This is a genomic window from Streptomyces sp. DSM 116793 (assembly GCF_057320905.1).
Window position 1 is genome coordinate 1302612 of record NZ_CM170494.1, and the last position, 26949, is coordinate 1329560.

A 26949-nucleotide genomic window follows, 5' to 3' on the forward strand; every position below is an offset into this window, starting at 1 on the left:
CGCACGGCCCCGCATCCATCCCGAAGATCCCACCTCGACCCGGTGATCCCCCGATCCCACCCACCCTCACCAGGAGCACTCATGCGAACCCAGAGCCGACGGAGGCCGCGCACAGCGCTTGTCGCGGTCGCCGCAGGGGCGCTGCTCACCCCGTTGCTGTCCGGCTGCTGGGCCGGAGCCGGCGGTGCCGGTTCCGGCGGCGACTCCATCAACGTCCTGATGGTCAACAACCCGCAGATGGTGGAGTTGCAGAAGCTCACCGCAGCGCACTTCACCAAGCAGACCGGCATCAAGGTGAACTTCACCGTCCTGCCGGAGAACGACGTCCGCGACAAGATCAGCCAGGACTTCGCCAACCAGGCGGGCCAGTACGACGTCGCCACCCTGAGCAACTACGAGATACCCATCTACGCCAGGAACGGCTGGCTGCACGAGATGAACTCGTACGTCGCCGAGGACCCGGGGTTCGACCAGCAGGACATCCTGCCGCCGATGCGCCAGTCCCTCACCGCGGACGACGGCAAGACCTACGGGCAGCCGTTCTACGGCGAGTCGTCCTTCCTGATGTACCGCAAGGACGTGTTCGCGCAGAAGCACCTCACCATGCCCGCGCACCCCACCTGGCAGCAGGTGGCGGACCTCGCGGCCCGGGTGGACGGCGCCCGGCCCGGCATGCGGGGCATCTGCCTGCGCGGGCTGCCCGGCTGGGGCGAGATGGCCGCACCGCTGACCACCGTCGTGAACACGTTCGGCGGCACCTGGTTCGACAAGGACTGGAAGGCCCGCCTGACCGACAAGCCGTTCAAGGACGCCGTCCGTTTCTACGTCGACCTGGTGCGTAAGCACGGGGAGTCGGGGGCCGCGCAGTCCGGGTTCGCCGAGTGCCTGAACACCATGACGCAGGGCAAGACGGCCATGTGGTACGACGCCACGTCCGCGGCCGGCTCCCTGGAGGCCGCCAAGTCGCCCGTCAAGGGCAGGATCGGTTATGTGGCGGCACCCACCGTGCGCACCAGGTCCTCCGGCTGGCTGTACACCTGGGCCTGGGGCATGCAGAAGGCCTCCCGCAACCCCGACAAGGCCTGGAAGTTCATCTCCTGGGCGTCCGGCAAGGACTACGAGAAGCTGGTCGGCAAGGAGTTCGGCTGGGCGGACGTGCCGGCCGGCAAGCGCGCCTCGACCTACTCCATCCCGCAGTACCGCAAGGAGGCGGCGGCGTTCGAGGACGTCACCCGGGCCGCCATCGAGAGCGCACGCCCGAAGGACCCCGGGGTGCAGCCGCGGCCCGCGCCCGGCATCCAGTTCGTCGACATCCCCGAGTTCACCGACCTGGGCACCAAGGTCTCCCAGGAGCTGAGCGCCGCCGTCGCGGGCCGGCAGTCGGTCGACACGGCCCTCGCGAAGTCCCAGCAGCTCGCCGAGCCGATCGCGAAGGAGTACGAGGGACGATGACCGCCACCACGACCGCACCGCTCACCACCGCCGCGCCCCCGCCCCGCACCGTGCCGGGGACGCCGCGGCTGCGCGCCTGGGTCACCCGGGCGCCCCTGCTGCCCGCACTGGTCTTCATGATCATCGTGACGCAGCTGCCGTTCGTGGCCACGCTGGTGATCTCGTTCTTCGACTGGAACGCGCTCTACCCAGCCGCCCGCCACTTCACCGGATTCGGCAACTACTCCGACGTCCTCACCCAGCCCGACCTGCGGGGGTCCGTCCTGACGACGATCGTGCTGACGGTCGTCGTGGTGCTGGTCAGCCTGCTCATCGGGCTGGGGCTCGCGCTGCTGCTGGACCGGAGGTTCCGCGGCCGGGGATTCGTCCGCACCCTGTTGATCGCGCCGTTCCTGGTGGTGCCCGTGGCCGCCGCGCTGCTGTGGAAGCACGTCCTCTACAACCCGGAGTACGGCCTCTTCAACGGCGTGCTGCACTGGATCGGCGGCGACGGCGCGCCCCAGCCCGACTGGGTCTCGAACACCCCGCTCATCGCGGTCGAGGCCTCGCTGGTCTGGCAGTGGACGCCGTTCATGATGCTGATCCTGCTGGCCGGGCTGCAGAGCCGGGACCCCGAGCTGATCGAGGCGGCCCGGATGGACGGCGCCGGCAACTGGCAGATATTCCGCCATATGACGCTCCCGCACCTGCGCCGCTACCTGGAGCTGGGGGTGCTGCTGGGGTCGATCTACATCGTGCAGAACTTCGACGCGGTGTTCACCATCACCTCCGGCGGCCTGGGCACCGCCAACCTCCCGTACACCGTGTACCAGACCTTCTACCAGGCCCATGAGAACGGCCTCGCCTCCGCGGCGGGTGTGCTGGTCGTCATCGGCTCGATCATCATCGCGACGCTGGCCCTGCGGGTCGTGTCGTCCCTGTTCCGCGAGGAGGTGTCCCGCGCATGACGACCGCAGCCACCACCGCCGCGCCCCCCGCGCGCGTGACCGTGCGCAGGCGCAAGGGTGCCGCGCTGGGCGTCGTCGCCTGGCTGGCCGGGATCCTGTTCTTCCTGCCGATCGCCTGGATGGCGCTGACGTCCTTCCACTCGGAGGCCGCCGCGGCCACCAACCCGCCGTCGATCGCCGCGGCCCTGACACTGGACGGCTACCGCGACTTCTTCGGCGTGGGCGGCGGGGCCAGCCCCTGGCCGGCGCTGATCAACTCCGCGGTGGCGTCCGTCACCTCCACCGTCCTCGTCCTGGTGCTCGCGCTGCCCGCGGCGTACGCGCTCTCCATCCGCCGGGTGCGCAAGTGGACGGACGTGCTGTTCTTCTTCCTGTCCACGAAGATGCTGCCGGTCGTCGCCGGCCTGCTGCCGATCTACCTGTTCGCCAGGAACACCGGCATGCTCGACAACATCTGGCTGCTGGTCATCCTCTACACCTCGATGAACCTGCCGATCGCGGTCTGGATGATGCAGTCGTTCCTCTCCGAGGTGCCGGTCGCGGTGATCGAGGCCGCGCAGATCGACGGTGCACGGCTGCCGGTCGTGCTGAGCCGGGTGGTGGCGCCCATCGCCGCGCCCGGCATCGCCGCCACCGCGCTGATCTGCTTCATCTTCAGCTGGAACGAACTCCTCTTCGCCCGGGTGCTCACCGGTGTCGTCGCCGAGACCGCGCCCGTCTTCCTGACCGGCTTCATCACCAGTCAGGGCCTGTTCCTGGCGAAGGTGTGCGCCGCGTCGCTCGTCATCTCCCTGCCGGTGCTCGCCGCGGGGTTCGCCGCCCAGGACAAACTCGTCCAGGGCCTGTCGCTGGGAGCCGTGAAATGAAGGCCGCCGTCATCGAGTCCGTGGGCCACGCCGTGCTGGCCGAGGTCCCGGACCCGACGCCAGGGCCGCGCGAGGTCGTCGTCCGGGTCGCCGCGTGCGGCCTGTGCGGCACGGACCTGCACATCCTCCAGGGCGAGTTCGCGCCCAGCCTGCCGATCGTGCCCGGCCACGAGTTCGCCGGCGAGGTGGTGGGCATCGGCAGCGAGGTCACCGAGGTCGCGCTCGGCGACCAGGTCGCCGTCGACCCGTCGCTGTACTGCTACGAGTGCCGCTACTGCCGCACCGGCCACAACAACCTGTGCGAGCGCTGGAACGCCATCGGGGTGACCCGGGCGGGCGGCGCCGCGCAGTACGCCGTCGCGCCGGTCGCGAACTGCGTCAAGCTGCCCGAGCACATCCGCACCCAGGACGCCGCGCTCATCGAGCCGCTGTCCTGCGCGGTGCGCGGCTACGACATCCTCCAGTCCCGGCTCGGCGCGCACGTGCTGATCTACGGCTCGGGCACCATGGGCCTGATGATGCTGGAGCTGGCCAAGCGCACCGGCGCGGCCAGCGTCGACGTCGTCGACCTCAACCCGCAGCGCCTGGCGACCGCCCGGCAGCTCGGCGTCTCCGCCGCCGGCGCCGGTCCGGACGAGCTGGACCGGCCACAGGGCTGGGACGTGGTGATCGACGCCACCGGCAACGCCGCGGCCATCCAGGACGGCCTGGACCGGGTGGCCAAGGCGGGCACCTTCCTGCAGTTCGGCGTGGCCGACTACGCGACCCGGGTCACCATCGACCCGTACCGCATCTACAACCAGGAGATCACCATCACCGGCTCGATGGCCGTGCTGCACAGCTATGAGCGGGCCGCCGAGCTGTTCGCGAACGGGGTGCTCGACCCGGACGTGTTCATCAGCGACCGGCTGCCGCTCGACGCGTACCCGCAGGCGCTGGAGCGGTTCGCGGCGGGGACCGGGCGGAAGATCGTGGTGGTGCCGTAGGGGACCGCACCGCCCACACCGGGTTCCCCCAGCGGTCCGTAGCCGTCGGCCCCGGCGCAACCGTGTGCGCCGGGTCCGCCGGGTGCGGGGCGCTCGGCGGGACCCGGGGGGGCGGGGAGGGGCCATCGCGCCGGCCCCCGCCCAGGCGCCGGGCGCGGTCCGCACTGCCCGGGGCGCACCGCACGGTCCGCCCTGCCCCTGCCCCTGCCGCACCGCCCGATCCGCACTGCCTCGGGCGCACTGTCCCTGCCGCACCCACCCGGGGCGCACTCTCGCGGCGCACCCTCGCGGCGCACTGCCCCCGTGCCGCACCGCCCGGGCCGCTCGCGGCTGCCGTTCGGGCCCTTGGGCGGGGCCCGCCACCGGTCCGGTGGTCCCGCCATTCGGGCATGGTAAGGGAACGGTAAAGCGTAGTCGTTCGTTACATCCGGCATGACAGCCATGAGCCCTGGTTCGAACCTCCCGCTGACCGCCGCCCGGGTGACGGTCGACGTCACCGCCCCGGTGCGGCTCGACGTCTCCGGTCTCCTGCTCACCGCCGACGGCAAGGTCCGCTCCGACGCCGACTTCATCTTCTACAACCAGCCCACAGGCCCGGGTGTCAGCTACCACTCGGGCGGCGGCCGCGCGCCCGACGCGATCACGGTGGACACGGCCGCCGTGCCCGCCGCCATCGAGAAGATCGTCGTCACCGCCAGCCCCGACGCCGAGGGCCAGACGTTCCAGGGCATCGAACCCACCGCCACCCTCCGCGACGCGGACGGCTCCACGGTGCTCGCCACCTTCACGCCGCCCCGACTGGGCACCGAGACGGCCCTGGTGGTCATGGAGATCTACCGCCGCGGCGACGCATGGAAGGCCCGCGCGGTCGGCCAGGGGTACGCCGACGGCCTGGCCGGCATCGCCACGGACTTCGGGGTCTCCGTGGAGGAGCCCGCGCCGGCCCCGGCCGCGTCGGCCCCGGCGGCACCGGTGCCGCCTCCCCCGCCGGTGACTCCCCCGGCGCCGCCGATGCCCGCCGCGCCCCCGGCGCAGCCGCCCGTCTCCGCCGCGCCCCCGGCGACCGCGCCCGCCCCCTCGGCTCCGGCGGCTCCGGCCCCCGGCGCCGGGAAGATCAACCTGGACAAGGGCCGCGTCAGCCTCCAGAAGAACCAGACGGTGTCGCTGGTCAAGGGCGGCCGCCCGCTGCTCTCCCGGGTCCGCATGGGCCTCGGCTGGGAGCCCGCGTTCCGCGGCGCCGACATCGACCTGGACGCATCGGTGGTCGCCTACGGCCCCCAGCGCAACCACCTGGACAGCTGCTACTTCGGCAGGCTCTCCATCCTGAACGGCGCCATCAAGCACTCCGGCGACAATCTCACCGGCGAGGGCGCGGGCGACGACGAGACCATCGTGGTCGACCTGGGCCGCATCCCCCAGGAGGCCACCGGTCTTGTCTTCACGGTGAACTCCTTCTCGGGCCAGAAGTTCACGGACGTCGCCAAGGCCTACTGCCGCCTCGTCGACGACACCACCGGCGCCGAGCTCGTCCGCTTCGACCTCACCCACGCCGAGCGCCAGACGGGGGTCCTGATGTGCAAGCTCGTCCGCCAGTACTCCGGCGAGTGGGACATGACGGCCCTCGGCACCTTCGTCAAGGCCCGCACGGTACGGAACATGATCGCGCCGGGGGCGCAGGCGCTGTGAGAGAGCGCAGGGCAGAGCGCCGAAGGGATTGATGGGTACCGCGTTCAGCGCAGATCTAGGGCCAGGGCGTTCACCGGGCCGGTCAGGACGGTGCACGCGGACGTGGTGCGGGCCGCTTGAGATCCGGTCGTGACGATCGAACCACCCGACGATTGGTCGAGCGCCCACCACGTGGCACCCGCCCGCGTGCAGGTGCACCGGCCGTGTCCGCCGGCCGATGCCGGTCTCCAGCAGCCGGTCCGGGTCCGGCGGCCTCGCCTGCTCGCCGCGGCGCCGCTCGGCCTCTCGCTGCTCCTCCTGCCGGATCCAGCACAAGCACGCCCGCGGGCGTCGGCCGCGGTGAGGCGCCACGGGCCTTGGCTGAGGGCGTGGACGCCTACCCGCACTGCCGGCCCGACAGCGAGCTCAGCACGCTGGACTAGGCCGACCTTGGTTTCCCGCGGGTCTTCTTCGCTGTCTTCTTCGCGGTCTTCTTCGCGGTTTTCTTCGTCGCGGCTTTCTTCCTGCCCTGCATCTCGTGCACCGTCGCCTCCTCATCCTCACCGCGCGCCGTGCGGGCCCGCTGAACGGACGACTGGAGGGCCTCCATGAGGTCCAGGACCCGGGCCGGCTCCTCCTCGCGGCGAGGCCGCGGCGGCGCGGCGCCCTCTTCCTTGGCCCTGATGAGCTCGGCCATGGCCTCGGTGTACTCGTCGGTGTAACCGCTGATGTCGTCCTGCGTCATCGTGTCGATCAGTTCGACCGCGGCGTCGATCTCGTCATCGGCCACCTCCACGACGGGGGGAGCGGCCTGGCTGACGTCGCGGATCTCGTCGTCCCACTTCAGGGCCTGGAGGACCAGGACGTTGTCGATGACGCGGAGCATGCCGAGCCGCTCGCGGCCGTGCCAGGCGAATTTGGCGATGGCGACGCGTTCCGACCGTTCGAGGGCCCGGGCGAGGAGGGCATAGGGCTTGGCCGCGGCCGGCTGGCCGGCCTCCAGGTAGTAGCCGGCGTCCATCCGGATGGGGTCGATGCGTTCGGCGGGGAGGAACGCGACGATCTCGATCGCCTTGGCCGTCGGTAGGGGCAGGTTGTCGAGTTCGTCGTCGGTGACGGGCACGATCGTGTCCCGGTCGAGCTGGTACCCCTTGCCGATCTCGTACTGGTCGACCTCGCGGTCCTCGAGTTCGCAGATCTTCCGGTTGCGGACCCGGCCGCCGTCTGCCAGGTGGTAGCGGTGGAACGAGATCGAGTGGTCCTCAGTCGCAGCCAGGACGCGGATGGGCACTGTGACCAGGCCGAACGAGATGCTTCCTGACCAGATGGGGCGGGGCATGGCAGACCTCCGTGTAGCCCCGAGCACAGCCAGCCTACGACTGTCGGCTGTTCGGTTCACCCTGGGTGGTGCGAGAGGCCCCATGCGACGGCCTCCCGTGCTCCAACTTCTGATCATTGGCGTGTGGTGATAGCGGGCGACCGCTCTGAGCTGCGCATTCTTCCTGAGGTGAGGATGGGAGGCGTCGCCAAGCCGCCCCCGGTTTACATGGCATTGCACTGGACCGCGGGAGAGTTTTGAAGTACCTTCTAAGTCATGACAGGGATGGCGGCAGAAGCGAACTTCTCGGAGCTCATCCAGAGGCCCAAGGACACCGTCGCCCGCATGCAGGTCAGCGCACGCAAGGGCTTGCGGCTGCATCGGCGCGACGCAGAGGACCTGTACCTGACCACCGCCGCCCGGGCCGACCAAGCGGTGGAGGTTGTCGACTCGACGACACGTATGTTCGTCGCTCTCCTCAAGGAAGACCCGGCAGCAGTCGAGCTACTGACTCGGGTCTTTCCGAAGGCTTTCCCCTGGGTGCGGTTCCTGCCAGACGGGGCTGTGCGCGAGTTCCTCGTGGAGTTCGTGGAGACCGCGCGGGCCAGTACAGAGCTGGGAGTGATCCAGCCGATCTCCCAGGTGATTACCGAGTGGAAGCACACGGCCGAGATCTATGCGGATCCTGAGCTTCATGCTGCTCTGAGCGCCGATCACGGCGACTTGGACCACGGGGACGTGCCTGCTCCCGAGGTGCCGGGCGAGTGAGCTTAGGCAAGGGGGATCCGGTACCTCCGCCTCCGGGCAAGGGCGAGCACCACATCAAGTTTGCGAGCCGGGCAGCAGCAGACGGCTGGAAGGAGCTCTGCAATCAAGCACCTGGGCCAACCTTGGACGCCTGGATGCTGATGCGGACCGCCCCTGCCCCAGATGTGCACAACAACCGGCACCATCCGTTGAAGCATGACTTTGCGACTGGCGTACGGAACGGCAAGACGTATCCGCAGTGGCAGATAGAAGTCACTGGCGCAGGACGCGTCTGGTACCTGCATGATCTCAACGCCCAGACGTGTTGGGTGACTCTGGCCAAGACAGGGCATCCGCGACAGACAGACTGATGTGAGTGCCCGCTGGCCGGGGCCCTCACAGCGTCAGTGGGCGGACGGGAAGAAGACCCTAGTTGCCCGCCAGTACGACTCGCACCGCACGCTTGTGCTGGCCGGCGTGTCTCACCGGAATGCATGAAGCTTTCGCGGTTACCACGACTCCCGTTGGGTGTCCCCGGCGCTCAACGGCGGCGACCTACCCGGCGCGCGGTGCGACCGGGACTACTGGGCGCCGATCCGCGACGGCTCCCCCGGGCGGACCGCCCGCAAGGACCGGCTGCGGCCGGCGATCCAGGCTGTTGAGGAGTTCTCCGGTCTACCGATCCATCGGCTGCGCATCAGGCTGCCGGGGAGCTGTGGATGCCACCGTAAGGCCCCCGGGGAAGCGCCTGGTCGCAGCGGAGTTCACGATCGTCGGCACCGGCACGTACCACCACGCCGGGTACAACGGGGCGAAGGCCATCGACTCGACCGGGCAGGGGTACGTCGGCAAGCCTGGAACGCCCACCGTCGGCGAGTCCCTGAGCACCCTCCGCCGAGCGCGCGGGGAGCCGAGATCGAGCGCCGGAGTCGGGCACCTGAGGCGCATGGCGCGCTCAAGACGCCGGGGCCCGGGTGCCGGGAAATTCGGTTGCGCGGACTGGGCGTTGCGGGTTCGCTGGGGTGTGTGAGCACACGGACCGAGGACTCCGGCGAGCGTGCCGACTCCTACTTCATCTGCGGCACCCCGCGCACCGGCAGTTCCCTGCTGCTCGGGCTGCTGGAGTCCACCGGCGTCGCCGGGCGGCCGCAGGCGTACTTCCGGGCGCAGGACGAGCCGTTGTGGGCAAAGCGGTGGGGGATCGCGCGCGACGCCGAGGGCCGGTTCGACTACGGCGACTTCGTGCACGCCGCACTCGCCGCAGGCCGTAGCGGGAACGGCGTGTTCGGGGCGAAGCTCATGTGGGGGACGCTCGACGAAGTGGTCGCCAAGCTCGCGGCGGTGCACCCGGACCTCGCCGGACAGGACGTCGCCCTGCTGGAGCGGACGTTCGGCCGGACGCGTTTCGTGTACCTGCGGCGCGACGACGTCCTCGCGCAGGCCGTGTCCTGGCTGCGCGCCGAGCAGACCGGCGTCTGGTACCTCGGCGGCAACGGAGAGATCGGCGGCGCCGAGCCCAGCGGCCGCCCGGCCCGCTTCGATCCGGACGGCCTCGACGAACTCGTCCGGACGATCGGCGAGCACAATGCCGCCTGGGATGCCTGGTTCACGGCCATGGGCATCCGGCCGCACCGGATCCGTTACGAGGACCTGGACGCCGACATGACCGGTGTCACCCTCGGCATCCTCGACTTCCTCGGGCTCGCCCTGCCGGAGGGCGCCGCCATCGTGCCCCGGCACAGGCGCCAGGCCGATGCGCTCAACGCCTCCTGGATCGGCCGCCTGCGGCAGGACCCGGTGGCCCCGGAGCGGGGGCCCAGGAGCGGGGGCGAGCTCCCACACGAGGCCGAGGGTCAGCGGTCCGGCGGAAACGCACGGCGGTCTTGAGCGCTGATGGTCACGCTCCCCGCCACTGCACCGAACAGAACCGAACCGACCTGCCCTGACCTGACGTGATCTGACCTGACGTGTTCTCACCTGACCTGAAGTGACGACCCGAGGAGTTGCAGTGCCCGGTCATCCGAGCACGCGTTGACGCGGTAGGCCCCGACGGGCCCGTCATCGCGTGCTGCCCGTGCATCCGCAGGCGGCACAGCGAGCCCTTTCCTGCCCGAACGCGCCGACGCGCCTCCGAAGCGCCGCTGCCTCGGGCACCGTCCTCAGCAGCTCAAGGAATCCCTGTGCCGTCCGTTCCCCGTGCCGTGCCGGCGCGCGCCGTCACCACCCTCACTCTCGTGGCTGCCCTCACCGCCATGACTGTCCTCACCGCCGTGACTGCCGTCACCGCCGTCCTCTGCGTACCCCGCCGCACACTCCGCCCCGTCTGCCCGCTCCGGCCCGCTTCCACGCTCCCGCCCGCCCTCCCGAAGACCGCTTCCGTTCGGCCGCTAGGACGCCGATGAGGGCCGCCCGCCGGCACCGGCCGGACCCGCAGAACCCCCGCCCGCGCCGGCCACACCCGAACCTCCGCCTGCTCCGCCCGGCCCCGGGGAGCCTCTGGCGGGACGCCGACTTCCGGCGGCTCTGGGCCGGTCAGACCGCCTCCCAGTTCGGGGCGCAGGCCGGCCAGGTCACGCTGCCGCTGATCGCCGTGGTCGTCCTGCACGCCGGTGCCGGGCAACTCGGCACCCTGCGCGCCGTCGAGCAGGCGCCGATCCTGCTGTTCTCCCTCCTCGTGGGCGCATGGGTGGACCGGCTGCGGGCCCGGAGCGTCATGGTGGTCGCGGACTGCGGCCGAGCCCTGGCCATGGCCACACTCCCCCTCGCCGGTCTGCTCGGCCTGCTCCGGCTCCCGGTGCTGCTCGTCACCGCGTTCCTCGTCGGAGTCCTCACCGTCGTCTTCGACGTGGCCTACCAGGCGGCCCTGGTGCGGCTCGTGCCCCGTGACCGGCTGGCCGCGGGCAACAGCGCCCTCGAAGGCAGCAGGTCCGCGGCCCAGATCTGCGGGCCCGCGCTCGGCGGCGCCTTGGTGTCGCTGCTGTCGGCACCGCTCGCCACCGCGGCGAGCGCGCTCTGCTTCACGCTCTCCTGCCTGACGATCCGGCGCATCCGCCGCCCCGAGCCGGTGCCCAAGGTGCTCCAGCAACCCGAGGTGCCCGGACGGCCGGAGGTACCCGGACAGCCCGGGGTACCCGAGCGGCCCGAAGTGGCCAGGGGACCCAAGCCGCCCGGGGCACGCGAACGATCCGGCGTGGTCGAGGCACCGGTACCCGAGGTACCCGAACGCACCGCCCCGTCCCCGCGGATACGGCGGCAGATCGTCGAAGGCGTCCGCTTCGTCGCGGGCGACTCCTCGCTGCGGGCCGTGGCGGTCGCGTCGGGGATCTTCCAGTTCTCGTTCGCGGCCCTGATGACCGTCTACCTGCTCTTCCTGCCCCGGACCCTGCACCTGCCGGGCACGGCGGTGGGCCTGGCCCTCGCCGCGATCGGGCCGGGCGCGCTGCTGGGCTCCCTGCTCGCCCCGGCGCTGCCCCGCCGCTTCGGGTACGGGCCGGTGCTGGTGGGTGCCGCGGCGCTCGGCGACGGGGTGCAGCTCTGCGTGCCGGCGCTGCACGGCCCGCCGGCCGTGACCCTGCCGCTGCTGATGGCCGTCAGCGTCGTCTTCGGCGGCTTCACCCAGGTGGTGGACGTCACCGTGACGGCCGTCCGGCAGGCCCTCACCCCCGTGCGGATGCAGGGCCGGGTCGTCGCGACGATCAATGCCGCGGGCATCGGTTCGACCCCGCTCGGTTCGCTGCTCGGCGGCTGGCTGGCGGGTCCGTGCGGCCTGCGCACCGCTGTGCTGATCACCGCCGCCGGCCTGACCCTGTCTCCGCTGTTCATGGGCCTGTCACCGCTGGCGCGCCTGGGCACGGCCCTTCCTCCGCCGCACACGACGGGCACGGAAGAGTCACCAGCACCAGGCACCGGGCAGTGACCGGCACCGGCACCGGGCACCGGCACCGGGCACCACGCACGGACACCGGACCGATACCGGTCACCGGCACCGGGCATCGGGCGCCGGGCGTCAGCAGCGCGTACCGGTGGCAGCGGCCTCCCGGCCCCGGGCTCCGGCACGCCGCAGTCCGGGCCTCCGGGGCCGGCCCAGCCGATACAGGGTTTGTTCAAGGTCGGCCGTGCCTGATGGAGCCTGACAGCGCTCATCGTCGAGGACATCCGACCCAGCACCCCCCGCCGGGCGGACACGTCACCTTCGCGCCGGAGCCCGGCACGGGAGCGGTGGTCTTCGACGGCTCGCGGCTGCGGCCCAGCCGGCTGAGCGCCGAGGAGGAGCGGAGGCTCATCGCCGATCCTGAGGCGGTCGCCGCGGCGCCCGGCTACTTCATGACATCACGTCCGCGGACAGCGGCCTCACCATCTGGGGCGAGACCATCCAGAACTACGTGAACGGCGGCATCCGGATCCGCGGCCCGGCCGGGGACCGGGTCAACGACGTGGTCATCAGCGGCAACTCGTTCCAGCACATCGGCAACAAGTACGTCTCCGGCGGAACCGGCTACGGCGGCGTCCACATCACCAACTCGTCGAACACCGTGATCGAGAACAACAAGTTCCACTACCTGGAGAACAGCACGAGTCCCGGCGACATCCACGGCGTCTACCTCGCCAACTACACCAACTCCAGCACGATCCGCGGCAACCGGTTCGGATACGTCGCGGGCGACCCCGTCCGCACCCGGCACAACAGCAAGGACAACATCGTCGACGGCAACAAGTTCTGGCACGCCGGTACGTACGCGATCTTCAGCGACTGGAGGTTCGACAGCGAGGACTGCGGCCGTGGCAACGTCTTCAAGAACAACGAGGTCGGCACCACGTCCTACTACGGCGAGAAGTTCAGCTCGGGCTCCCAGGGCAAGATCAGCCCCGTCAAGGTGTGGCTGTGGGGCCACGACGACCCCACGAACGCCGACCTCGGCGGCTGCAGCACCGCTCCCATCAGCAGCGGGGGCGGCAACAAGTACGTGACGACACGTCCCTGGTGACGACCTCCGGCCTCACAGGCGCGCGCACCGGTGGTGCGCCGGCGGGGTCCGTCCGGCGTCCCGGTGGACGGCATGGAGAAGCCCGGGCCGTCAGGGAACGGCCCGGGCGGTGGTCGGCGGGGGCGGGGAAGCGGCGCGGCGCGGCGCGCTCCCCGTCGGGCGCCCCCGCGCGGTCTCAGTGGGTGCGCACGCGCTTCCAGGGGCCCGTGATCGCCAGCATGATCCCGGGGGTCTGGATGTTGGCGTACAGGGTCCTGCCGTCCGGCGCGAAGGTGACGCCGGTGAACTCGCTGTACTCCGGTTCCTCGGCGGTGCCGATGTTCAGCTCGTTGCGCGCGATCGGGTAGGTGCGGCCGCTCTCGGTGGCCCCGAAGAGGTGCTGCACGCCCTCGCCGTCCTCGGCGATGACCAGCCCCCCGTACGGCGAGACGGTGATGTTGTCGGGCCCGTCGAAGGCGCCGTCGGCGGCCGGGTCCGCGTTCACGGCCAGCAGCACCTTGAGGGTGAGGGTGCGGCGGCGCGGGTCGTAGAACCACACCTGCCCGTCGTGCTGGACCGGGCTCTCCTCGCGGGCGTAGGACGAGACGATGTACGCACCGCCGTCCGCCCACCACATGCCCTCCAGCTTGCGGGCGCGGGTGATCTCGCCGTCCGCGAACTGCTTCCGCACGGAGACGGTGGTGGCGTCCCGGTCGGGCACGTCCACCCAGTCGACGCCGTAGACCGTGCCGATGCGGGTGGCGCGGGACAGGTCGTCGACGAACCGGCCGCCCGCGTCGTAGCACTTGGGCGCCTGGAGCACCCCGGCGTCGTCGGCGAGGGTGCGCAGCCGGCCGCGGCCGTGCCGGAAACCGTGCGGCGGGGTCCAGCGGTAGAGCAGGCCGTTGGGACCCGAGGCGTCCTCGGTCAGGTAGAGGTGGCCGCGCGACGGGTCCACGACGACGGCCTCGTGGGCGTACCGGCCGAGCGCCTTGATGGGCTTCGGGGCGCGGTTCGCGCGGCGGTCCGCGGGGTCCACCTCGAAGACATAGCCGTGGTCCTTGGTCATCTCGTTCTGACCGGCACGGTCCTCGGTCTCCTCGCAGCTCAGCCAGGTGTCCCAGGGAGTGCGGCCGCCCGCGCAGTTGGTGCTGGTGCCGGCCAGGCCGACCCATTCGGCGACCTCGCCGCCGGGGCGCACCTCGACGACCGTGCAGCCGCCGGCCGCGCCCGGGTCGTACACCAGGCCGTCGGTGAGCGGCACGGGGTGGGGCCAGTCGGAGCGGGGGCCCGCCAGTTCGTGGTTGTTGACCAGCAGGGTGGTGCCGCGGGGGCCCGCGAAGGCGGCGGTGCCGTCGTGGTTCGACGGGGTGGACTCGCCGGACTCCAAAGTGGTCTCGCCGGTGCGCGTGATGACCCGGTACGAGAAGCCGGCGGGCAGCGCGAGAAGGCCCTTGGGGTCGTCGATCAGCGGTCCGTAGCCGACGGCGTCGTCGTCCTGGCCGTGGTGGTCGCCGTGGTGACCGCCGCGGTCGGTCTCCTGGGCGGCCAGCGCACCGGGGGCGGTGGCAAGCACACCGGCGCTGCCGACCAGGGCGACACCGGCTCCGGTGGCGGCGGATCGTCTGGTGAACTCCCTGCGGGTGAGCGACATGGCTTCTCCTGAGAGCACTTGGGGCGTTTAGCCGTGAGGGTGGGACGGGGGAAGGAACCGTGAGGGGCGGCGGTGTTCGTGAACGCGGGCACACGGTGGCGCGCCCAGGCGAACGCGGGCTGAACGGCCGACGACGGGCAGGGGCCCGGCGGAGGGCGTTCACTATACGAATGCTTTACCCCTGTTTGACCTCTGCTGTACATGAGACCGACCATGGCCGCCGGTCCGGGGCCCAGGTTCGGCGGGCGCCGACGGGGCACGATCTCCTCCGTGCTCACCATCGGTTTCCTGCATACCGCCGACGTGCATGTGCCCGTCTTCCGCGACCTGGTCGCCGCGTCGGCGCCCGCTGCCCGGAGCAGGCACGTGGTGGACGCGTCGCTGCTGGCGGACGCCCGGGCGGGGCTGCCCTATCGGGACCGTCTGCGCGAGCGGCTCGGTGAACTGGCGGACACCGACGTGGTGGTGTGCACCTGCTCGACGATCGGGGGTGCCGCCGAGCAGACCGGCCCGCGCGTGGTCCGGATCGACCGGCCGATGGCCGAGGAGGCCGCCGGGTACGCGCGGATCGGCGTGGTGTACACCGTGGAGTCCACCCTGGGGCCGACCCGCGCCCTGCTCGCCGAGGTCGGCGGCCCTGCCGAGGTGACCGAAGTCCACTGCCCGGGCGCCTGGGACCGTTTCGACACCGGCGACCTTCCCGGTTACCACGCCGCCATCGCCGCGGGGGCCCGCGCGGCGGCCGCCGAGGTGGACGTCCTGGTGCTGGCCCAGGCCTCGATGGCGCCCGCCGCCGATCTCCTCACCGACCTCGCCGTTCCGGTGCTCGCCAGCCCTCGGCTCGCCGTCCTGCGAGCCCTGGCGCAGGCCACCCCGGGACCCGGACTGACACCCTGACGGTGACGCCGGTACGACCGCCGGGGCCGGCGTGGGAGGCGGCGGCTGCTTCCACTCCCGGCTGACGCTGCGCCGGCGCCCGTCCCGGCAGGGCTCGCAGCCCCCGGTCGGCGGCATGCCCGGCAGGGACCCGCCCGGCGGAGCACCGGCGGAAACCCGCCCGGCGGAGCACCGGCAGGCCTCAACCCCCGTGCTGGGAGCGTGCCTTGAAGGCCGCCTTGCGTGCCTCCTTGGCGATCCGCTTGTCGGGGTGCAGTCGGCCCATGGCCTCCAGGACCCGGGTCGTGGCGGGGTGGTCCACCCGCCAGGCGGTGTCGAAGAAGCCGCTGTGCTGCCGCGCGAGCCCCTCCACCAGGCCCTGGAGCTCGTCGGAGTTGCCCTCGGCGGTGAGCTGGGCCGCGAGGGTGTCGACGGTCAGCCAGAACACCATCGCCTCGGTGGGCGGCGGCACCCGGCGCGCGCCCTTCTCGGTGAGCCACACCCGCGCGAGTCCACCCAGTTCGGCGTCGTCGAGCACCTCGCGGAGCGCGGGCTCCGCCTCCATGCCGACCAGCGACAGCGCCTGCTGGCAGCGCAGCCGCCGCAGCGGCGCGCCGTCGTCGCCGCCGCGGGCCGCGGCCAGCAGCTCGCGCGCCCCGGCGAGCGGCTCATGGCGTGCCAGCCACTGCTCGACCTCCTCCTGGGCCGCGCTCTGGGAGTACTCCGCCGTGCCGTGCAGCAGCGCGTCGGCCCCCTTGTCCGCGAGGTCGCCGACGGCCGGCGCGTCGTATCCGGCGTCCAGGAGCCGGGTGCGGAGCCCGAAGCGGCCCAATGGGGTGAGGCGGACCATGCCGTACCGGGTGACGTCGGTGTCGTCGGGCACGGCGGACCGGGCGTCGGTGTCGTCGGGCACGGCGGACCGGGCGTCGGTGTCGTCGGGCACGGCGGACCCGGTGTCGGTGTCGTCCGGCACGGCGGACCCGGTGTCGGTGTCGTCCGGCACGGCGGACCCGGTGTCGGTGTCGTCCGGCACGGCGGACCCGGTGTCGGTGTCGTCCGGCACCGAGCGGGCCCCGCTCGCCTCACCGGACCCGCCGCCGCCCGCAGGGGAGGCACCGTCCGCCGGGGCGTCGCCATCGGCCGCCGCACCCGCGTCCTCCGCGGCCTCGTCCTCGGCCATCAGCTCCTGGTCGACGGGCCGGAACTCCACGAGGCCGACGGGCTCCAGCATCCGGAACTGCTCGTCGAGGCGCATCATCGCCTGCGACACCTGCTCCAGGACGTCGTCGGTCGGCTCGGCCATGTCGTCGGGGACGATCATGGACGCGGCGAGCGCGGGCAGCGGCACGGGGCCGTCGTCGGGGCCCTCCCCGCCGACCGAGAGCAGGTACAGGTTGCCCAGCACACCGTCGAGGAACTCGGCCTCGGCCGCCCGCTCCGCGCTGCTCGGGGCCGCACCACCGGCGCCCGCCCCTGCCCCGGAGTCCGCTCCGCCGTCCGCGGCCGGCACGCTCGCCTCGGCGATCACGGTGTCCAGGGCGCCCAGCCAGAGCCGCAGCACGTCCTGCGGCGAACCGGAGGTCAGCAGCGCCAGCTCACCGCCGGCGGTGACGCCGCCCGGGCCCTCTCCGACGTCCACCAGGCCGATGGCGACCGCGACGCGCCACGCCTCGCCGGCACGGGAGACGCCGTCGGCGTCCGTGTCGAGGCCCAGCTCGGCCGCGGCGGCCCGGAGCTGCTCGTCGGGCAGCTCACCGCCGGCTCCGACGCGGGTTCCGGGGCCCGCCCAGCGGGCGAGTCGGGCCGCGCGGGAGAGCACGGGGGCGGTGAGCGCGTCCCGCGCCAGCTCCGCTTCCGGGCGCAGCCGTACCGGGGGCAGGGGGGAGCTGTCTGACATCGGCTGGTTCTCCTCGGGACGGACGGGGTCGCCCCGCTCAGCCTAGACGGCTCCCGCCCCTTCCCCGCGCGCACCGCCCCGGCCACGGCTCAGGGCGGGCACCGGGCCGGGGCCGACGGGCGCCGGGCGGGCCGGGTTCACGCGCCCGTAGCCGTCCGTACACCGGCGGCACCTTGACAACTCCCCGTCGACAGAAGAGATTGACGCGCGTAGAGGATCGTTTCTTCGCACTGTGGTTCCCTCCGCGGCGCGATATGCCCTTCCCACCGACCAGCCCGCTCCCGTCCGCTGCTTCCGCCGACGGTCCCCCCTGTACCCCTCCGCCCTCCCCGCCGACCGCTCCCCCCGCCGACCGCCCCCGTATCCCTCCCTCCTTCCGCCGACCGTCCGCTCGGCCCCACCGGCCGACGCACCCCTCCCACCGACTCGATCCGCGCCCCGGCGCCGTCCTACGCCCACGGAGGCACACCTTGCCGAGCAAGAAGTCGTCGCGGCTCGCCGCGCTCACCGTCGCCGCCGTCTGCTCCACCGTGACCGGGGTGGTCCTCACCGCGCCCGCGGGTGCGGCGACGCCCACCGGGCCGGGTGCGGCACCCGCGGACGGCCAGGTCCGCATCCACGACATCCAGGGCGGCACCCGGATATCCCCGCTCGCCGGCCGAGAGGTCACGGACGTGCCCGGTGTCGTCACGGGGGTGCGGACGTACGGCTCGTCCAAGGGCTTCTGGTTCCAGGACCCGCAGCCGGACCGCGACCCCGCCACCAGTGAGGGCGTCTTCGTCTACACCGGCTCGGCGCCGAAGGTCGCGGTCGGCGACGCGGTGCGGGTCTCCGGGACCGTCTCCGAGTACGTCCCCGGCGGCACCTCGTCGGGGAACCAGTCGGTGACGGAGATCGGCAGGCCGGTGGTGACCGTGGTGTCCTCCGGGAACCCGCTGCCCAGGGCGGTCACCGTGGACGCCAGGTCCGTGCCGGACGCCTACACCCCGGCGGGCGACCCGGCCGCGCAGGGCTCGGTCAACGCGCTGCCGCTGCGTCCCACCCGTTACGCGCTCGACCGGTACGAGTCCCTGGAGGGGATGAACGTCCGGATCGGCTCCTCGCGGATCGTCACCGGCACCGACCCGTACGCCGAACTGTGGGTGACGGTGAAGCCGCACGAGCACCCCGACCGCCGCGGCGGCACCGTCTACGGCTCCTACACCGCACAGAACACCGGCCGGCTGCAGATCCAGTCGCTGGTCCCGACCGCCCAGCAGCCCTTCCCCACCGCCGATGTGGGGCAGGTGCTGAGCGGCGGCACCGAAGGGCCCCTGGACTACAACGAGTTCGGTGGCTACACGCTGGCGGCCCGCACCCTGGGCACGGTCACCGGCCGGAGCCCCGCCCGCGAGGTGACACGCGAACAGCGCGCCGGCGAACTGGCGGTGGCCACGTACAACGTGGAGAACCTGGACCCCACCGACCCGCAGGAGAAGTTCGACCGGCTCGCGGACGGCGTGGTGAACCACCTGTCGTCGCCGGACATCGTGGCGCTGGAGGAGATCCAGGACAACAACGGCGCCAAGGACGACGGGACGGTGGCGGCCGACCAGACGGTGCGCAGGTTCCTGGACGCCGTGGCCGCCGCGGGCGGGCCGCACTACGAGTGGCGCTCCATCGACCCGGTCGACAAGGCCGACGGCGGCGAGCCGGGCGGCAACATCCGGCAGGGCTTCCTCTTCAACCCCGCCCGGGTGTCGTTCAGCGACCGGCCCGGCGGCGATGCGACCACCGCGGTCGGGGTGACGAGGACGGCGGACGGCGCCCCCGCGCTGACGGCGTCCCCCGGGCGTATCGACCCCACCAGCGACGCCTGGAAGGACAGCCGCAAGCCGCTGGCCGGCGAGTTCGTCTTCCGGGGCCGCACGGTCTTCGTGATCGCCAACCACTTCACGTCCAAGGGCGGCGACGAGGCGCTCAGTTCGCAGTACCAGCCGCCGTCGCGCGGCTTCGAGACGGAGCGGCACCAGCAGGCCGACGAGGTGAACGCCTTCGTCAAGCGTATCCTCGCGATCCGGCCGGACGCGCGGGTGCTCGCCCTCGGCGACATCAACGACTTCGAGTTCTCGGAGACGGCGCACCGCCTGGAGGCCGGCGGAGCGCTCTGGTCGGCCATCAAGTCCCTGCCGCCGCGGGAGCGGTACACCTACGACTACCAGGGCAACAGCCAGGTGCTCGACCAGATCCTGGTGAGCCCCGCGGTGCGCAGGGGCGCGTTCGACTACGACAGCGTGCACATCAACGCGGAGTTCGCGGACCAGAACAGCGACCACGACCCGCAGGTGCTGCGTTTCCGCCCCTACTGAACTTGATCGGGTGATGCCGGGTCATCGGCCTGACAGTTGAGGGTCGGGTTCGGTAGGTCTGTGTGGGTGAGGTATGCGCAGGGCGGCGGGCTGACCGACGCAGGGAGGGCCGCGCGGGAGCGCATTCGGCTTCAGGCCATGGACCGCTTCGAGCGTCGGGAGAGGAACAAGGACATCGCCACCGCGTTACGGGTGTCGGAGCGGTCGGTGGAGCGCTGGCGGAAGTCCTGGCGGGAGCAGGGCGAGGCCGGGATCCTGTCGAAGGGATCACCGGGCCGCCCGAGGCTGGGGCCGGCCCAGATGGAGCGTCTGGAGCGGGAGCTGGAGCGTGGCCCGCTCGCGCATAGCTGGCCGGATCAGCGATGGACGCTGGCGAGGATCAGGACGCTGATCGGCAGGCGGTTCCGGGTCTCGTACACGGTCGAGGGAACGTGGCTGCTGCTGAAGCGGCACGGCTGGTCCTGGCAGCAGCCTGCCCGGCGGGCGATCGAGCGGGACGACAAGGCGGTCGAGCTGTGGAAGAAGGAGGTCTGGCCCCCGGGGTGAAAGAGGCCGCGGCCCGGGACGCGTGGATCGCCTTCGAGGACGAGGCCGGGCAGTCGATGACGCCACCGAGGGCCAGGACCTGGGGCAGGGTCGGTTGCACGCCGGTAGTCAGGGTCCGCAGCCGGGGATCCGGCCGCCTGTCCATGATGGGCATGTGCTGCTGCAAGCCCGGCTCCAGGTCACGGCTGATCTACGGGCTGCGGGAGTACCGGGGCCGCACGGACGAGTCGAAGGGCTTCGGATGGAAGGACTTCTGCCGCCTGCTCGTCCGGGCCCGGACCCAGCTGGGCGGCCCGATCGTCCTGGTCTGGGACAACGTCCGCCTCCACCTCACCCGCGGCATGCGGGTGTTCATCGACAAGAACGCCGACTAGCTGACCGTCTTCGAGCTGCCCACCTACGCACCCGACCTCAACCCCCAGGAAGGCATCTGGTCACTGGTCAAGCGCGAGCTCGGCAACATTGCAGCCGCCGACCTCTCCCAGATCACCCGAGCCGTCAAACGCAAGCTCAAGCAGATCCAGTACCGCCCCGACCTGGTCGACGGCTGCCTCGCCGGCACCGGCCTGACCATCAACGACTGACCGACATCACGAATTCAAGGTGCAGTAGCACTCCGTCGCGCCTGCATCGTGTTCTGAGTGCGAGCAGAAACCGGTGGCCTCGCACGACGGCGGCCGTGCACACTGGCCTGGTGATCAAGTCGCAACCGTCTGCCGCTGCCCTCACCTGGGCGGCCGAAATCGCTGGCCCCAATGCCTCCGTGCGCACCGTACAGCGACTGGTCGGCGGCACTCACGCCGCCACTCATCTGCTGGAAACCGTGGACCCGGCAGGGGAGATGGTGCTGCGTCGCTTTCCGCCTGGTGACCGCGCTGCTGCTCGGGAAGCACGCGTATTGGCGGCGCTTGACGGACTGGGTGGCTGGGCTCCTCGGCTGCTGGGCGCCGACCCCGACGGACAGCGCTTCAGCGAACCTGCGACCTTGATCACCCGTCTCCCCGGCCGCTCGGACATCACACCAGCATCCCCCGACGTGGCAGCGGCCCAGCTTGGGCGCACCCTGGCACGTCTCCACGGCGTCCCACTTGCTGAGCTCACCGGATTGCGCGATGGAATGGAAGCCGCAACGGTATCGTCCGCCCGTGCCAGTGCCGCCGCTCCCGCCTCAACGATCCTGGCGTCCCATGGTCATCGTCTCGCCGAAGAAGCACCGGTCCTGACTCATTACGACTACTGGTCGGGCAACGTCCTGTGGCAGGAGGACGAACTCACCGGCGTCGTCGACTGGTCAGGGGCATCGTTGGCACCGCGCGGCTTCGACGTGAGCTGGTGTCGACTCGACCTCGCCCTGCTGCACGGCCCGGTCACAGCTGAGACATTCCTAGCCGCGTACGAGGAGACTGCCGGCCAGGCAGTGCCCGCTATGGCGCTGTGGGACTTGTTCGCCCTCACCAACTCGCACCACTCTGTGGAGACGTGGCTCCCGAACTACCACGATCTCGGTCGCACCGACCTGACTGCGGCCGAGCTCCGCAGACGCCATGCCGCGTGGACCGACGATCGCCTCGCGGGCTACCCCTCTCTCCCGTCTTCCAAGCGGATCTGAGAGCAGCACTCCCCGACCCAAGCGCTCAACCGCGCGGCCCGACATCACGCATTCAATTTCAGCAGTACTGCAAAGGTGAAAGCGCGCGGGTTCGCGGAATCTGGAGCGCCGGAAGCGCGGAACTCGCGCAGGCACGGTTGGATTTACCCGCTTCGAATACGGGTTGGAGGAATTGATGGGAATCTTTGAAATTTGCTCCGTCCGCAGTCCCGTGAATAACCAGGTCAGGGCAGTACGGTGATCGTTCGGCACAGGTTCTTTCTGTCGTGGCGAGCAAGTGTGACGAGGATCGATAGTTGGCCTCGCGGGGACTCTCGCAATCTCCAGGTGCGGCCGTGGTCACTGACGAGGCAGGACAGGTTCGTCATCGGGATTCAGGGGGACTTCGGAGTTGCTCGTTGGCTGCCGGAAGGTCGGCAGGTCTCGTGATCGCCGGATCGGGGAGAAGAAAAGGATTAGGGCGGCGAGTGGGATGCCCGCTGTCATGATCGCCATTGCTGTGCGGGTCCCGAGCGTGGTTCCGAGCGTCCCGCCGAGCAGTGCTCCGAGGGGGATCGTCCCGTAGCTGAGGAACGCCGTGCTCGCGGTGAGGCGGCCGAGGAGATCCGGCGGGCAGTAGCGTTGCTGGAAGCTGGCCTTGATGACGTTGCCGCCGACGACGCCTGCGGCGACACAGAACCCTCCTGCCGCAAAGAGCAGGGTCCCGGCCCCGCCGACGGTCAGCGGGATGAGCAGAGCGAGCACGGGCATTCCCAGTTCGAACAGCAGCGTGGCGCGGGCTGTGCCGATCCTGTCGGCGACCCGGCGGGCGACGAAGGCCCCGGCCACGCCTCCGGCGCTGGCCGCCGCGATGAGTGTGCCGACCAGGCCGGGGGCCAGGCCCACGCTGCGGACCAGGAAGACCACCTGAATCGACTGGTATCCCATCAGGGCCAGGTTGGACGCGGCCCCGAAGAGGGCAAAGGTGCGGAACCAGGGGTCGCCCCTGATCAGCCGCAGGCCTTCGCAGACTTCCCTGACCAGGGTCTCGGGGCGGCGTTCGGTCCTGGCGACGCGTGGCTCGCGGTGGCGGATGTCGGCCAGGCAGAGGAGGGAGACGAGGAATGTCGCGGCGTTGGCAAACAGTCCGTTCACGGCCCCTGCCAACTGCGCGATCAGACCGCCAAAGCCGAGCCCGGCGATCTGCGCGGCGGAAGCGCTACCGTGCAGTTTGGCGTTGCCCTCGGGCTGGTCGTCAGGCTCCAGAATGCTGGGGAGATAGGCGCTGTAGGCGGTCTGGAAGAACACTGCCGCCGTGCCCGTCAGCAGTGCGACCGCCAGCAGCGCTCCGATGCTCAACCAGCCCAGCCATGCGGCGACCGGGACGCAGGCGAAGAACAAGAGGGAGATCGAGGCAGCGGTCAGCATGATTGGTCTGCGCCGCAGCCGGTCCACCCAGACACCGACCGGAAGACCGATGAGCAGCCATGGTGCCCAGGCGGTGGCGCTCAGCAGGCCGACCTCGAACGCGCTCGCGTGCAGGGTGGAGACGGCGACCAGCGGCATCGCCACCCCGGTGACCGACGCGCCGAATCTGCCGGCGGTCTCGCCGCACCACAGCAGGCGGAAATCGCGGTGGCGACGCAGGAGGCCACCGCGTATGGCCCGGCTCATGCGGTGCCACGCTCCTTGCGGGGGAAGGACTGTAGGTCTGGGGGGTGATGAGTACGTGGGGGTTGGGGGCCGTCGGCCAGCGGCGGTTGCGTTCGTGTAGCCACTCGGTGATCAGGTGAGCACTCAGGTCATCGAGGTAGACGTTGTGGATGTGCTGGCGCCGGTGGACGGCGAGGGTGCGGTGGGCGAGGTCGGCATCGGCCAGGCGGAGTCGGGCGACTTCGGTGACGCGGACGGCGTGGATGGCCACCAGGCCGACGATGAGCCGGGCAGCCGGGCCGTCCAGCCGGTCGAGCACGCCGGCCAAGCGGTCGCTGGAGAGGGACAGAGGGAGGTGCACGCCGCCCGGCGCTTGGAGCCCTGCTGTGGGGTCGCGGAAGATCACTCGTTCCTGCTTGAGGGCGCGGAAGATGCCGAGCAGCCCGCAGGCCGCGCTTCCTGTTCTCCGGTCGACCTGGGTTTTGATGTGGTCCGCGGTGACCCGTCGCAGGTCGCCCTCATCCCGGGTCCAGGTTTGTCGGGACGACGGGCCTGTGGCGGTGCTTGTGCGGGTGCAGGCGGTGGGTGGCGCGGGGCTTGATGGCGTCGCGGCGGCGAAGCCCCGCGAAGGTGACAGGCCAGGTCAGTTACCGGACGACGGGGTGAGACGTCCCGCATGGCCGGGTCCCGGGATGTAGGTCACCTCGTCCGCTGAGACGGTCTGATGAGGGCCGCCTGTGGTGATCTCGACCCGTACCGGTCGGTTGTCGGACTTCGTGCGCACCAACATCGACGGCCCCTCGGCAGGTGCGACGTACCTGTCCCCCCACTGCATGAGCGCAATCATGACCGGCAACAGCTCTTTGCCTTGCTCGGTCAGCCCGTAGGCGGGCCGTGTACGTTCCCCCTGTATCCGGTAGTTCGACCGCGTCAGGATGCCGGCCTCGACGAGAGTGGAGAGCCGTCGGGAGAGGATGTCCCGCGAGCAGCCGAGCGCGCGCTGGATGTCGTCGAACCGCTCCGCGCCGTAGAAGACCTCGCGTAGGACCAGCAAAGTCCATTTCTCGCCGACGATGGTAAGGGTGCGTTCGATCGAGCACCTTGCGGCGTTCGCCCCTGTCTGCCCCCTGGCCACGGTGCACTCCTTAGCGCAGCTCTTATATCACTACTCGGTGCACCACACAGTACCCCCGGTCCGAGGCGGCCTCTGAGGAGCCAGGCAGCCCGGAGGGCTGAGTTGTAATTCTGTACTTTGCCGTGCGAGGCTGGTGGAATGGAAACCATCGAACCCCTCCGCGTCAGGGAGACCGCGCCCGGCTACTGGCGCGCCACCTTCAACAATCCGCCGGTGAACGCCCTTGACGCGGGCACGGTGAAGGCTCTGCACCAGCTGCTGACGCGGCTGGAGGGCGATCCCACAGCCAAGGTGGTCGTCTTCGACAGTGCTGATCCGGATTTCTTCATCGCGCACTTCGACATGCTGGGCGATCCTGGGTACTTCCTTCAGGACCAGGGCAACGGCCTGCACGCCTGGCCGGACTTCACGACGCGACTCGCGGCGCTCCCTGTGCTCAGTGTTTCCGTGCTCCGAGGGAGGGCGCGGGGGGTGGGGAGCGAGTTCGCGCTTGCCACCGACCTCCGCTTCGCCAGCAAGGAGAACGCGGTGCTGCACCAGCCGGAGCTGGGTATGGGCGTGCTGCCGGGCGGCGGGGCGCTGGAGCGCCTGCCCGGCCTGGTCGGCAGGTCACGGGCCCTGGAGATCGTCATGGCCTCTGATGCGTTCGACGCCGACACCGCCGAACGCTACGGCTGGGTCAACCGGTCCGTCCCGGACGCGGAGCTCGACGAGTTCGTGGAGAAGTTGGCCCGGCGAGTGGCGAGCTTCGACGCCACCGTGCTGCGGGAGGCGAAGCTGCTGATCAACTCAAGGGCCGGCCTGCCTGACCCGCAGGACCTGATGGCCTCGGAATCCGCGTTCTTCCGCACGGTCCAGTACGAGAGGACTCAGGCCACGTGGGCCCAGATGCGGGAGCACGGCTTGCAGGAAAAAGGTGACCTGGAATTGCACATGGCCGATTATTTCGACCGGCGTGCAGAGCAAGCCCACTGACAGCAAGGGTATTCGTGGTGACGGGCGGCGCGCTCACCGATATTCGCCGGCGCACCGCGTCCTTCAGCGCATCGGCGGCGACAAGGCCCCCGGCGTCCGGATTGACGCCGCCGAGATCGACCGTCGGTTCGTCGGCCCACGGTGACCGGGCTCCGGCGAAGTCCTTGGCGCCGGAGCGCCGGAAATCCTGGTGGACCACGTTCACCACGCCGATGTGATCCTGCGCACTCGTCGTCATGGCGGCGGCCGACCTTTCCGGGCATATCCGGGGCGGGTGCCATGCGTTCGATGTAATCCATCTCCTTGCGTATCTCGCTTCCCGGTGATCGCACCGGGACTGTCCGACGCCCGCGGCCGGGCCGGGGGCCGGGCCGGCGCCCCGTGCGCGGGTCCGGCGCCGTGCACTGGTCCGACGGCGCGCGCTGGTCCGGCGCGCGGTCGCGGATCCGGCGGCCGCACAGAGGCCGGAGCGCCCCGTACAGAGGCCGGAGCGCCCCGCACGGACCCGTACCGCTCTATCCGAAGACGCGGCCGAGCCAGTCCTCCCAGGCGGTGGCGTTGCGCCCGGCATCGGCGCCCTCCGTGAAGTCGTGGACGCTGACGCCCACCGGGGCGCCCCACTGGTTGCGGCCGAAGAAGCGGTAGAGCGCGGTGCCGGTGCGCAGCCCGATGAAGTGCGGGCTGCGGTAGTCGACCACCGCGTCGAGGGGCTCGGGGCCCCGGGCGCGGACCTTGGTGCCCTCCACCGCGTCGTCGGCGAGGCCCAGCGCCCGGCCGACCGCCGCGAAGGCGTCCGGTGCGCTGGACGCCTCCGGGCCGTTCACCGTGGCGAACGCGACCGGCCGTCCTGCGAAGTGCGCCAGGTACTGGCGCAGCGTGTGGAGGTAGAAGTCGGTGTGCTTGTTCGCGCCGTCGTACTGGTTGTCCCAGTCGTCGGTGAAGATGCCGCTGTGCACATAGCGCACCCAGGCGCCTCGTCCGCCGTCGCGCGCCTCGATGGTGTTGTCCAGCTCGTTCAGCGTCTGGCCGGAGACGCCCTCGGCGTCCGTGACCCGGGTGGTGAGCCGGTGCGGCGGGTCCCAGCGGGTGACGGTGCCGCCGAAGGGCGCGGCGCCGCCCTCGCGCGGCTCGTACTCCATCGGCCACAACCAGCCGCCGGTGCCGGTCGTGACGGCCTCCCACACCTCCTCGGGCGGGACGTCCACCTCGAACTCGCGGACGATCTCGAATTCCCTGGCCATGGTGGTACTCCTTGCGTTCTCGGCTCGTGTGCTGCGGGACGACTCGTGTGCTGCGGGACGACCGCCGCAGGACGGGCGGTGCACGACGGGC

At 71.1% G+C, this 26949-nt stretch carries 21 protein-coding genes and 1 pseudogene; 16 read left to right on the plus strand and 6 right to left on the minus strand.

Annotated features, from left to right (window positions below):
* Nucleotides 1–81 precede the first annotated feature (81 nt).
* The 6 genes from ACSMXW_RS05535 to ACSMXW_RS05560 all read left to right on the plus strand — a co-directional run bounded on the left by ACSMXW_RS05535 (nucleotide 82) and on the right by ACSMXW_RS05560 (nucleotide 6359).
* Nucleotides 82–1452 (plus strand): ABC transporter substrate-binding protein, encoded by a 1371-nt coding sequence (locus ACSMXW_RS05535; RefSeq protein ID WP_485804337.1) that lies wholly within the window; start codon nucleotides 82–84, stop codon nucleotides 1450–1452.
* The gene (locus ACSMXW_RS05540; protein ID WP_485804338.1) at nucleotides 1449–2399 is read left to right on the plus strand and encodes a carbohydrate ABC transporter permease; all 951 of its coding nucleotides are present in this window, start codon (nucleotides 1449–1451) and stop codon (nucleotides 2397–2399) included. The genes ACSMXW_RS05535 and ACSMXW_RS05540 overlap by 4 nt, the downstream gene beginning before the upstream one ends.
* Complete coding sequence (locus ACSMXW_RS05545) at nucleotides 2396–3265, plus strand: carbohydrate ABC transporter permease (protein WP_485804339.1); 870 nt, start codon at nucleotides 2396–2398, stop codon at nucleotides 3263–3265. The genes ACSMXW_RS05540 and ACSMXW_RS05545 overlap by 4 nt, the downstream gene beginning before the upstream one ends.
* On the plus strand, nucleotides 3262–4251 hold the full coding sequence (locus ACSMXW_RS05550) for a zinc-dependent alcohol dehydrogenase family protein (RefSeq protein ID WP_485804340.1): 990 nt from the start codon (nucleotides 3262–3264) through the stop codon (nucleotides 4249–4251). The genes ACSMXW_RS05545 and ACSMXW_RS05550 overlap by 4 nt, the downstream gene beginning before the upstream one ends.
* A 441-nt stretch (nucleotides 4252–4692) precedes the next feature.
* A complete protein-coding gene (locus tag ACSMXW_RS05555; RefSeq protein WP_485804341.1) occupies nucleotides 4693–5937 on the plus strand; it encodes a TerD family protein in 1245 nt (414 codons plus the stop codon).
* Between the two features lie 203 nt (nucleotides 5938–6140).
* A complete protein-coding gene (locus ACSMXW_RS05560) occupies nucleotides 6141–6359 on the plus strand; it encodes a DUF6233 domain-containing protein (protein ID WP_485804342.1) in 219 nt (72 codons plus the stop codon).
* Here ACSMXW_RS05560 and ku read toward each other — a convergent pair.
* Nucleotides 6356–7255 carry a non-homologous end joining protein Ku gene (gene ku, locus ACSMXW_RS05565; RefSeq protein WP_485804343.1) on the minus strand — a complete coding sequence of 300 codons (900 nt, stop codon included), beginning with the start codon at nucleotides 7253–7255 and terminating at the stop codon, nucleotides 6356–6358. The genes ACSMXW_RS05560 and ku overlap by 4 nt on opposite strands.
* A gap of 255 nt (nucleotides 7256–7510) precedes the next feature.
* Between ku and ACSMXW_RS05570 the strand changes: the two genes are divergently transcribed.
* From ACSMXW_RS05570 to ACSMXW_RS05585, 4 genes are all read left to right on the plus strand, one after another.
* Nucleotides 7511–8002 carry a hypothetical protein gene (locus ACSMXW_RS05570; protein WP_485804344.1) on the plus strand — a complete coding sequence of 164 codons (492 nt, stop codon included), beginning with the start codon at nucleotides 7511–7513 and terminating at the stop codon, nucleotides 8000–8002.
* A gap of 1005 nt (nucleotides 8003–9007) precedes the next feature.
* Entirely contained in the window at nucleotides 9008–9868 is an 861-nt protein-coding gene (locus tag ACSMXW_RS05575; RefSeq protein ID WP_485804345.1) for a Stf0 family sulfotransferase, read from the plus strand.
* A gap of 511 nt (nucleotides 9869–10379) precedes the next feature.
* Nucleotides 10380–11897: an MFS transporter gene (locus tag ACSMXW_RS05580; protein WP_485804346.1), complete on the plus strand. Its 1518-nt coding sequence runs from the start codon at nucleotides 10380–10382 to the stop codon at nucleotides 11895–11897.
* A 466-nt stretch (nucleotides 11898–12363) separates the two neighbouring features.
* On the plus strand, nucleotides 12364–12966 hold the full coding sequence (locus ACSMXW_RS05585; protein ID WP_485804347.1) for a right-handed parallel beta-helix repeat-containing protein: 603 nt from the start codon (nucleotides 12364–12366) through the stop codon (nucleotides 12964–12966).
* A gap of 175 nt (nucleotides 12967–13141) precedes the next feature.
* On the opposite strand, the gene ACSMXW_RS05590 is transcribed toward ACSMXW_RS05585, so the two are convergent.
* A complete protein-coding gene (locus tag ACSMXW_RS05590) occupies nucleotides 13142–14599 on the minus strand; it encodes an alkaline phosphatase PhoX (protein WP_485804348.1) in 1458 nt (485 codons plus the stop codon).
* A gap of 270 nt (nucleotides 14600–14869) precedes the next feature.
* On the opposite strand from ACSMXW_RS05590, the gene ACSMXW_RS05595 reads away from it, so the two are divergent.
* Nucleotides 14870–15496: an arylsulfatase gene (locus tag ACSMXW_RS05595; protein ID WP_485804349.1), complete on the plus strand. Its 627-nt coding sequence runs from the start codon at nucleotides 14870–14872 to the stop codon at nucleotides 15494–15496.
* Nucleotides 15497–15677: 181 nt separating this feature from the next.
* On the opposite strand, the gene ACSMXW_RS05600 is transcribed toward ACSMXW_RS05595, so the two are convergent.
* A complete protein-coding gene (locus ACSMXW_RS05600; protein WP_485804350.1) occupies nucleotides 15678–17372 on the minus strand; it encodes a hypothetical protein in 1695 nt (564 codons plus the stop codon).
* A 470-nt stretch (nucleotides 17373–17842) separates the two neighbouring features.
* Between ACSMXW_RS05600 and ACSMXW_RS05605 the strand changes: the two genes are divergently transcribed.
* The 3 genes and pseudogenes from ACSMXW_RS05605 to ACSMXW_RS05615 all read left to right on the plus strand — a co-directional run bounded on the left by ACSMXW_RS05605 (nucleotide 17843) and on the right by ACSMXW_RS05615 (nucleotide 21875).
* On the plus strand, nucleotides 17843–19720 hold the full coding sequence (locus ACSMXW_RS05605; protein WP_485804351.1) for an endonuclease/exonuclease/phosphatase family protein: 1878 nt from the start codon (nucleotides 17843–17845) through the stop codon (nucleotides 19718–19720).
* A gap of 66 nt (nucleotides 19721–19786) precedes the next feature.
* A pseudogene (locus tag ACSMXW_RS05610) lies at nucleotides 19787–20850 on the plus strand (IS630 family transposase).
* Between the two features lie 110 nt (nucleotides 20851–20960).
* The gene (locus tag ACSMXW_RS05615) at nucleotides 20961–21875 is read left to right on the plus strand and encodes a phosphotransferase family protein (RefSeq protein ID WP_485804352.1); all 915 of its coding nucleotides are present in this window, start codon (nucleotides 20961–20963) and stop codon (nucleotides 21873–21875) included.
* Between the two features lie 339 nt (nucleotides 21876–22214).
* Here the strand turns inward: ACSMXW_RS05615 and ACSMXW_RS05620 are convergent, their stop codons facing one another.
* Nucleotides 22215–23528 carry an MFS transporter gene (locus tag ACSMXW_RS05620; RefSeq protein ID WP_485804353.1) on the minus strand — a complete coding sequence of 438 codons (1314 nt, stop codon included), beginning with the start codon at nucleotides 23526–23528 and terminating at the stop codon, nucleotides 22215–22217.
* Nucleotides 23529–23643: 115 nt separating this feature from the next.
* Between ACSMXW_RS05620 and ACSMXW_RS05625 the strand changes: the two genes are divergently transcribed.
* Entirely contained in the window at nucleotides 23644–24108 is a 465-nt protein-coding gene (locus ACSMXW_RS05625) for a hypothetical protein (protein WP_485804354.1), read from the plus strand.
* A gap of 42 nt (nucleotides 24109–24150) precedes the next feature.
* Here the strand turns inward: ACSMXW_RS05625 and ACSMXW_RS05630 are convergent, their stop codons facing one another.
* Entirely contained in the window at nucleotides 24151–24642 is a 492-nt protein-coding gene (locus ACSMXW_RS05630; RefSeq protein ID WP_485804355.1) for a winged helix-turn-helix transcriptional regulator, read from the minus strand.
* A gap of 138 nt (nucleotides 24643–24780) precedes the next feature.
* Here ACSMXW_RS05630 and ACSMXW_RS05635 point away from each other — a divergent pair, with 138 nt between their 5' ends.
* Nucleotides 24781–25617 carry an enoyl-CoA hydratase/isomerase family protein gene (locus tag ACSMXW_RS05635; protein WP_485804356.1) on the plus strand — a complete coding sequence of 279 codons (837 nt, stop codon included), beginning with the start codon at nucleotides 24781–24783 and terminating at the stop codon, nucleotides 25615–25617.
* A 515-nt stretch (nucleotides 25618–26132) separates the two neighbouring features.
* On the opposite strand, the gene ACSMXW_RS05640 is transcribed toward ACSMXW_RS05635, so the two are convergent.
* Nucleotides 26133–26858: an SRPBCC family protein gene (locus tag ACSMXW_RS05640; RefSeq protein WP_485804357.1), complete on the minus strand. Its 726-nt coding sequence runs from the start codon at nucleotides 26856–26858 to the stop codon at nucleotides 26133–26135.
* Nucleotides 26859–26949 lie beyond the last annotated feature (91 nt).

Coding starts and splice junctions, on each gene's coding strand:
- ACSMXW_RS05535 (WP_485804337.1), top strand. CDS start 82: ATGCGAACCCAGAGCCGACGGAGGCCGCGCACAGCGCTTGTCGCGGTC.
- ACSMXW_RS05540 (WP_485804338.1), top strand. CDS start 1,449: ATGACCGCCACCACGACCGCACCGCTCACCACCGCCGCGCCCCCGCCC.
- ACSMXW_RS05545 (WP_485804339.1), top strand. CDS start 2,396: ATGACGACCGCAGCCACCACCGCCGCGCCCCCCGCGCGCGTGACCGTG.
- ACSMXW_RS05550 (WP_485804340.1), top strand. CDS start 3,262: ATGAAGGCCGCCGTCATCGAGTCCGTGGGCCACGCCGTGCTGGCCGAG.
- ACSMXW_RS05555 (WP_485804341.1), top strand. CDS start 4,693: ATGAGCCCTGGTTCGAACCTCCCGCTGACCGCCGCCCGGGTGACGGTC.
- ku (WP_485804343.1), bottom strand. CDS start 7,255: ATGCCCCGCCCCATCTGGTCAGGAAGCATCTCGTTCGGCCTGGTCACA.
- ACSMXW_RS05570 (WP_485804344.1), top strand. CDS start 7,511: ATGACAGGGATGGCGGCAGAAGCGAACTTCTCGGAGCTCATCCAGAGG.
- ACSMXW_RS05580 (WP_485804346.1), top strand. CDS start 10,380: ATGAGGGCCGCCCGCCGGCACCGGCCGGACCCGCAGAACCCCCGCCCG.
- ACSMXW_RS05590 (WP_485804348.1), bottom strand. CDS start 14,599: ATGTCGCTCACCCGCAGGGAGTTCACCAGACGATCCGCCGCCACCGGA.
- ACSMXW_RS05600 (WP_485804350.1), bottom strand. CDS start 17,372: ATGTCAGACAGCTCCCCCCTGCCCCCGGTACGGCTGCGCCCGGAAGCG.
- ACSMXW_RS05620 (WP_485804353.1), bottom strand. CDS start 23,528: ATGAGCCGGGCCATACGCGGTGGCCTCCTGCGTCGCCACCGCGATTTC.
- ACSMXW_RS05635 (WP_485804356.1), top strand. CDS start 24,781: ATGGAAACCATCGAACCCCTCCGCGTCAGGGAGACCGCGCCCGGCTAC.
- ACSMXW_RS05640 (WP_485804357.1), bottom strand. CDS start 26,858: ATGGCCAGGGAATTCGAGATCGTCCGCGAGTTCGAGGTGGACGTCCCG.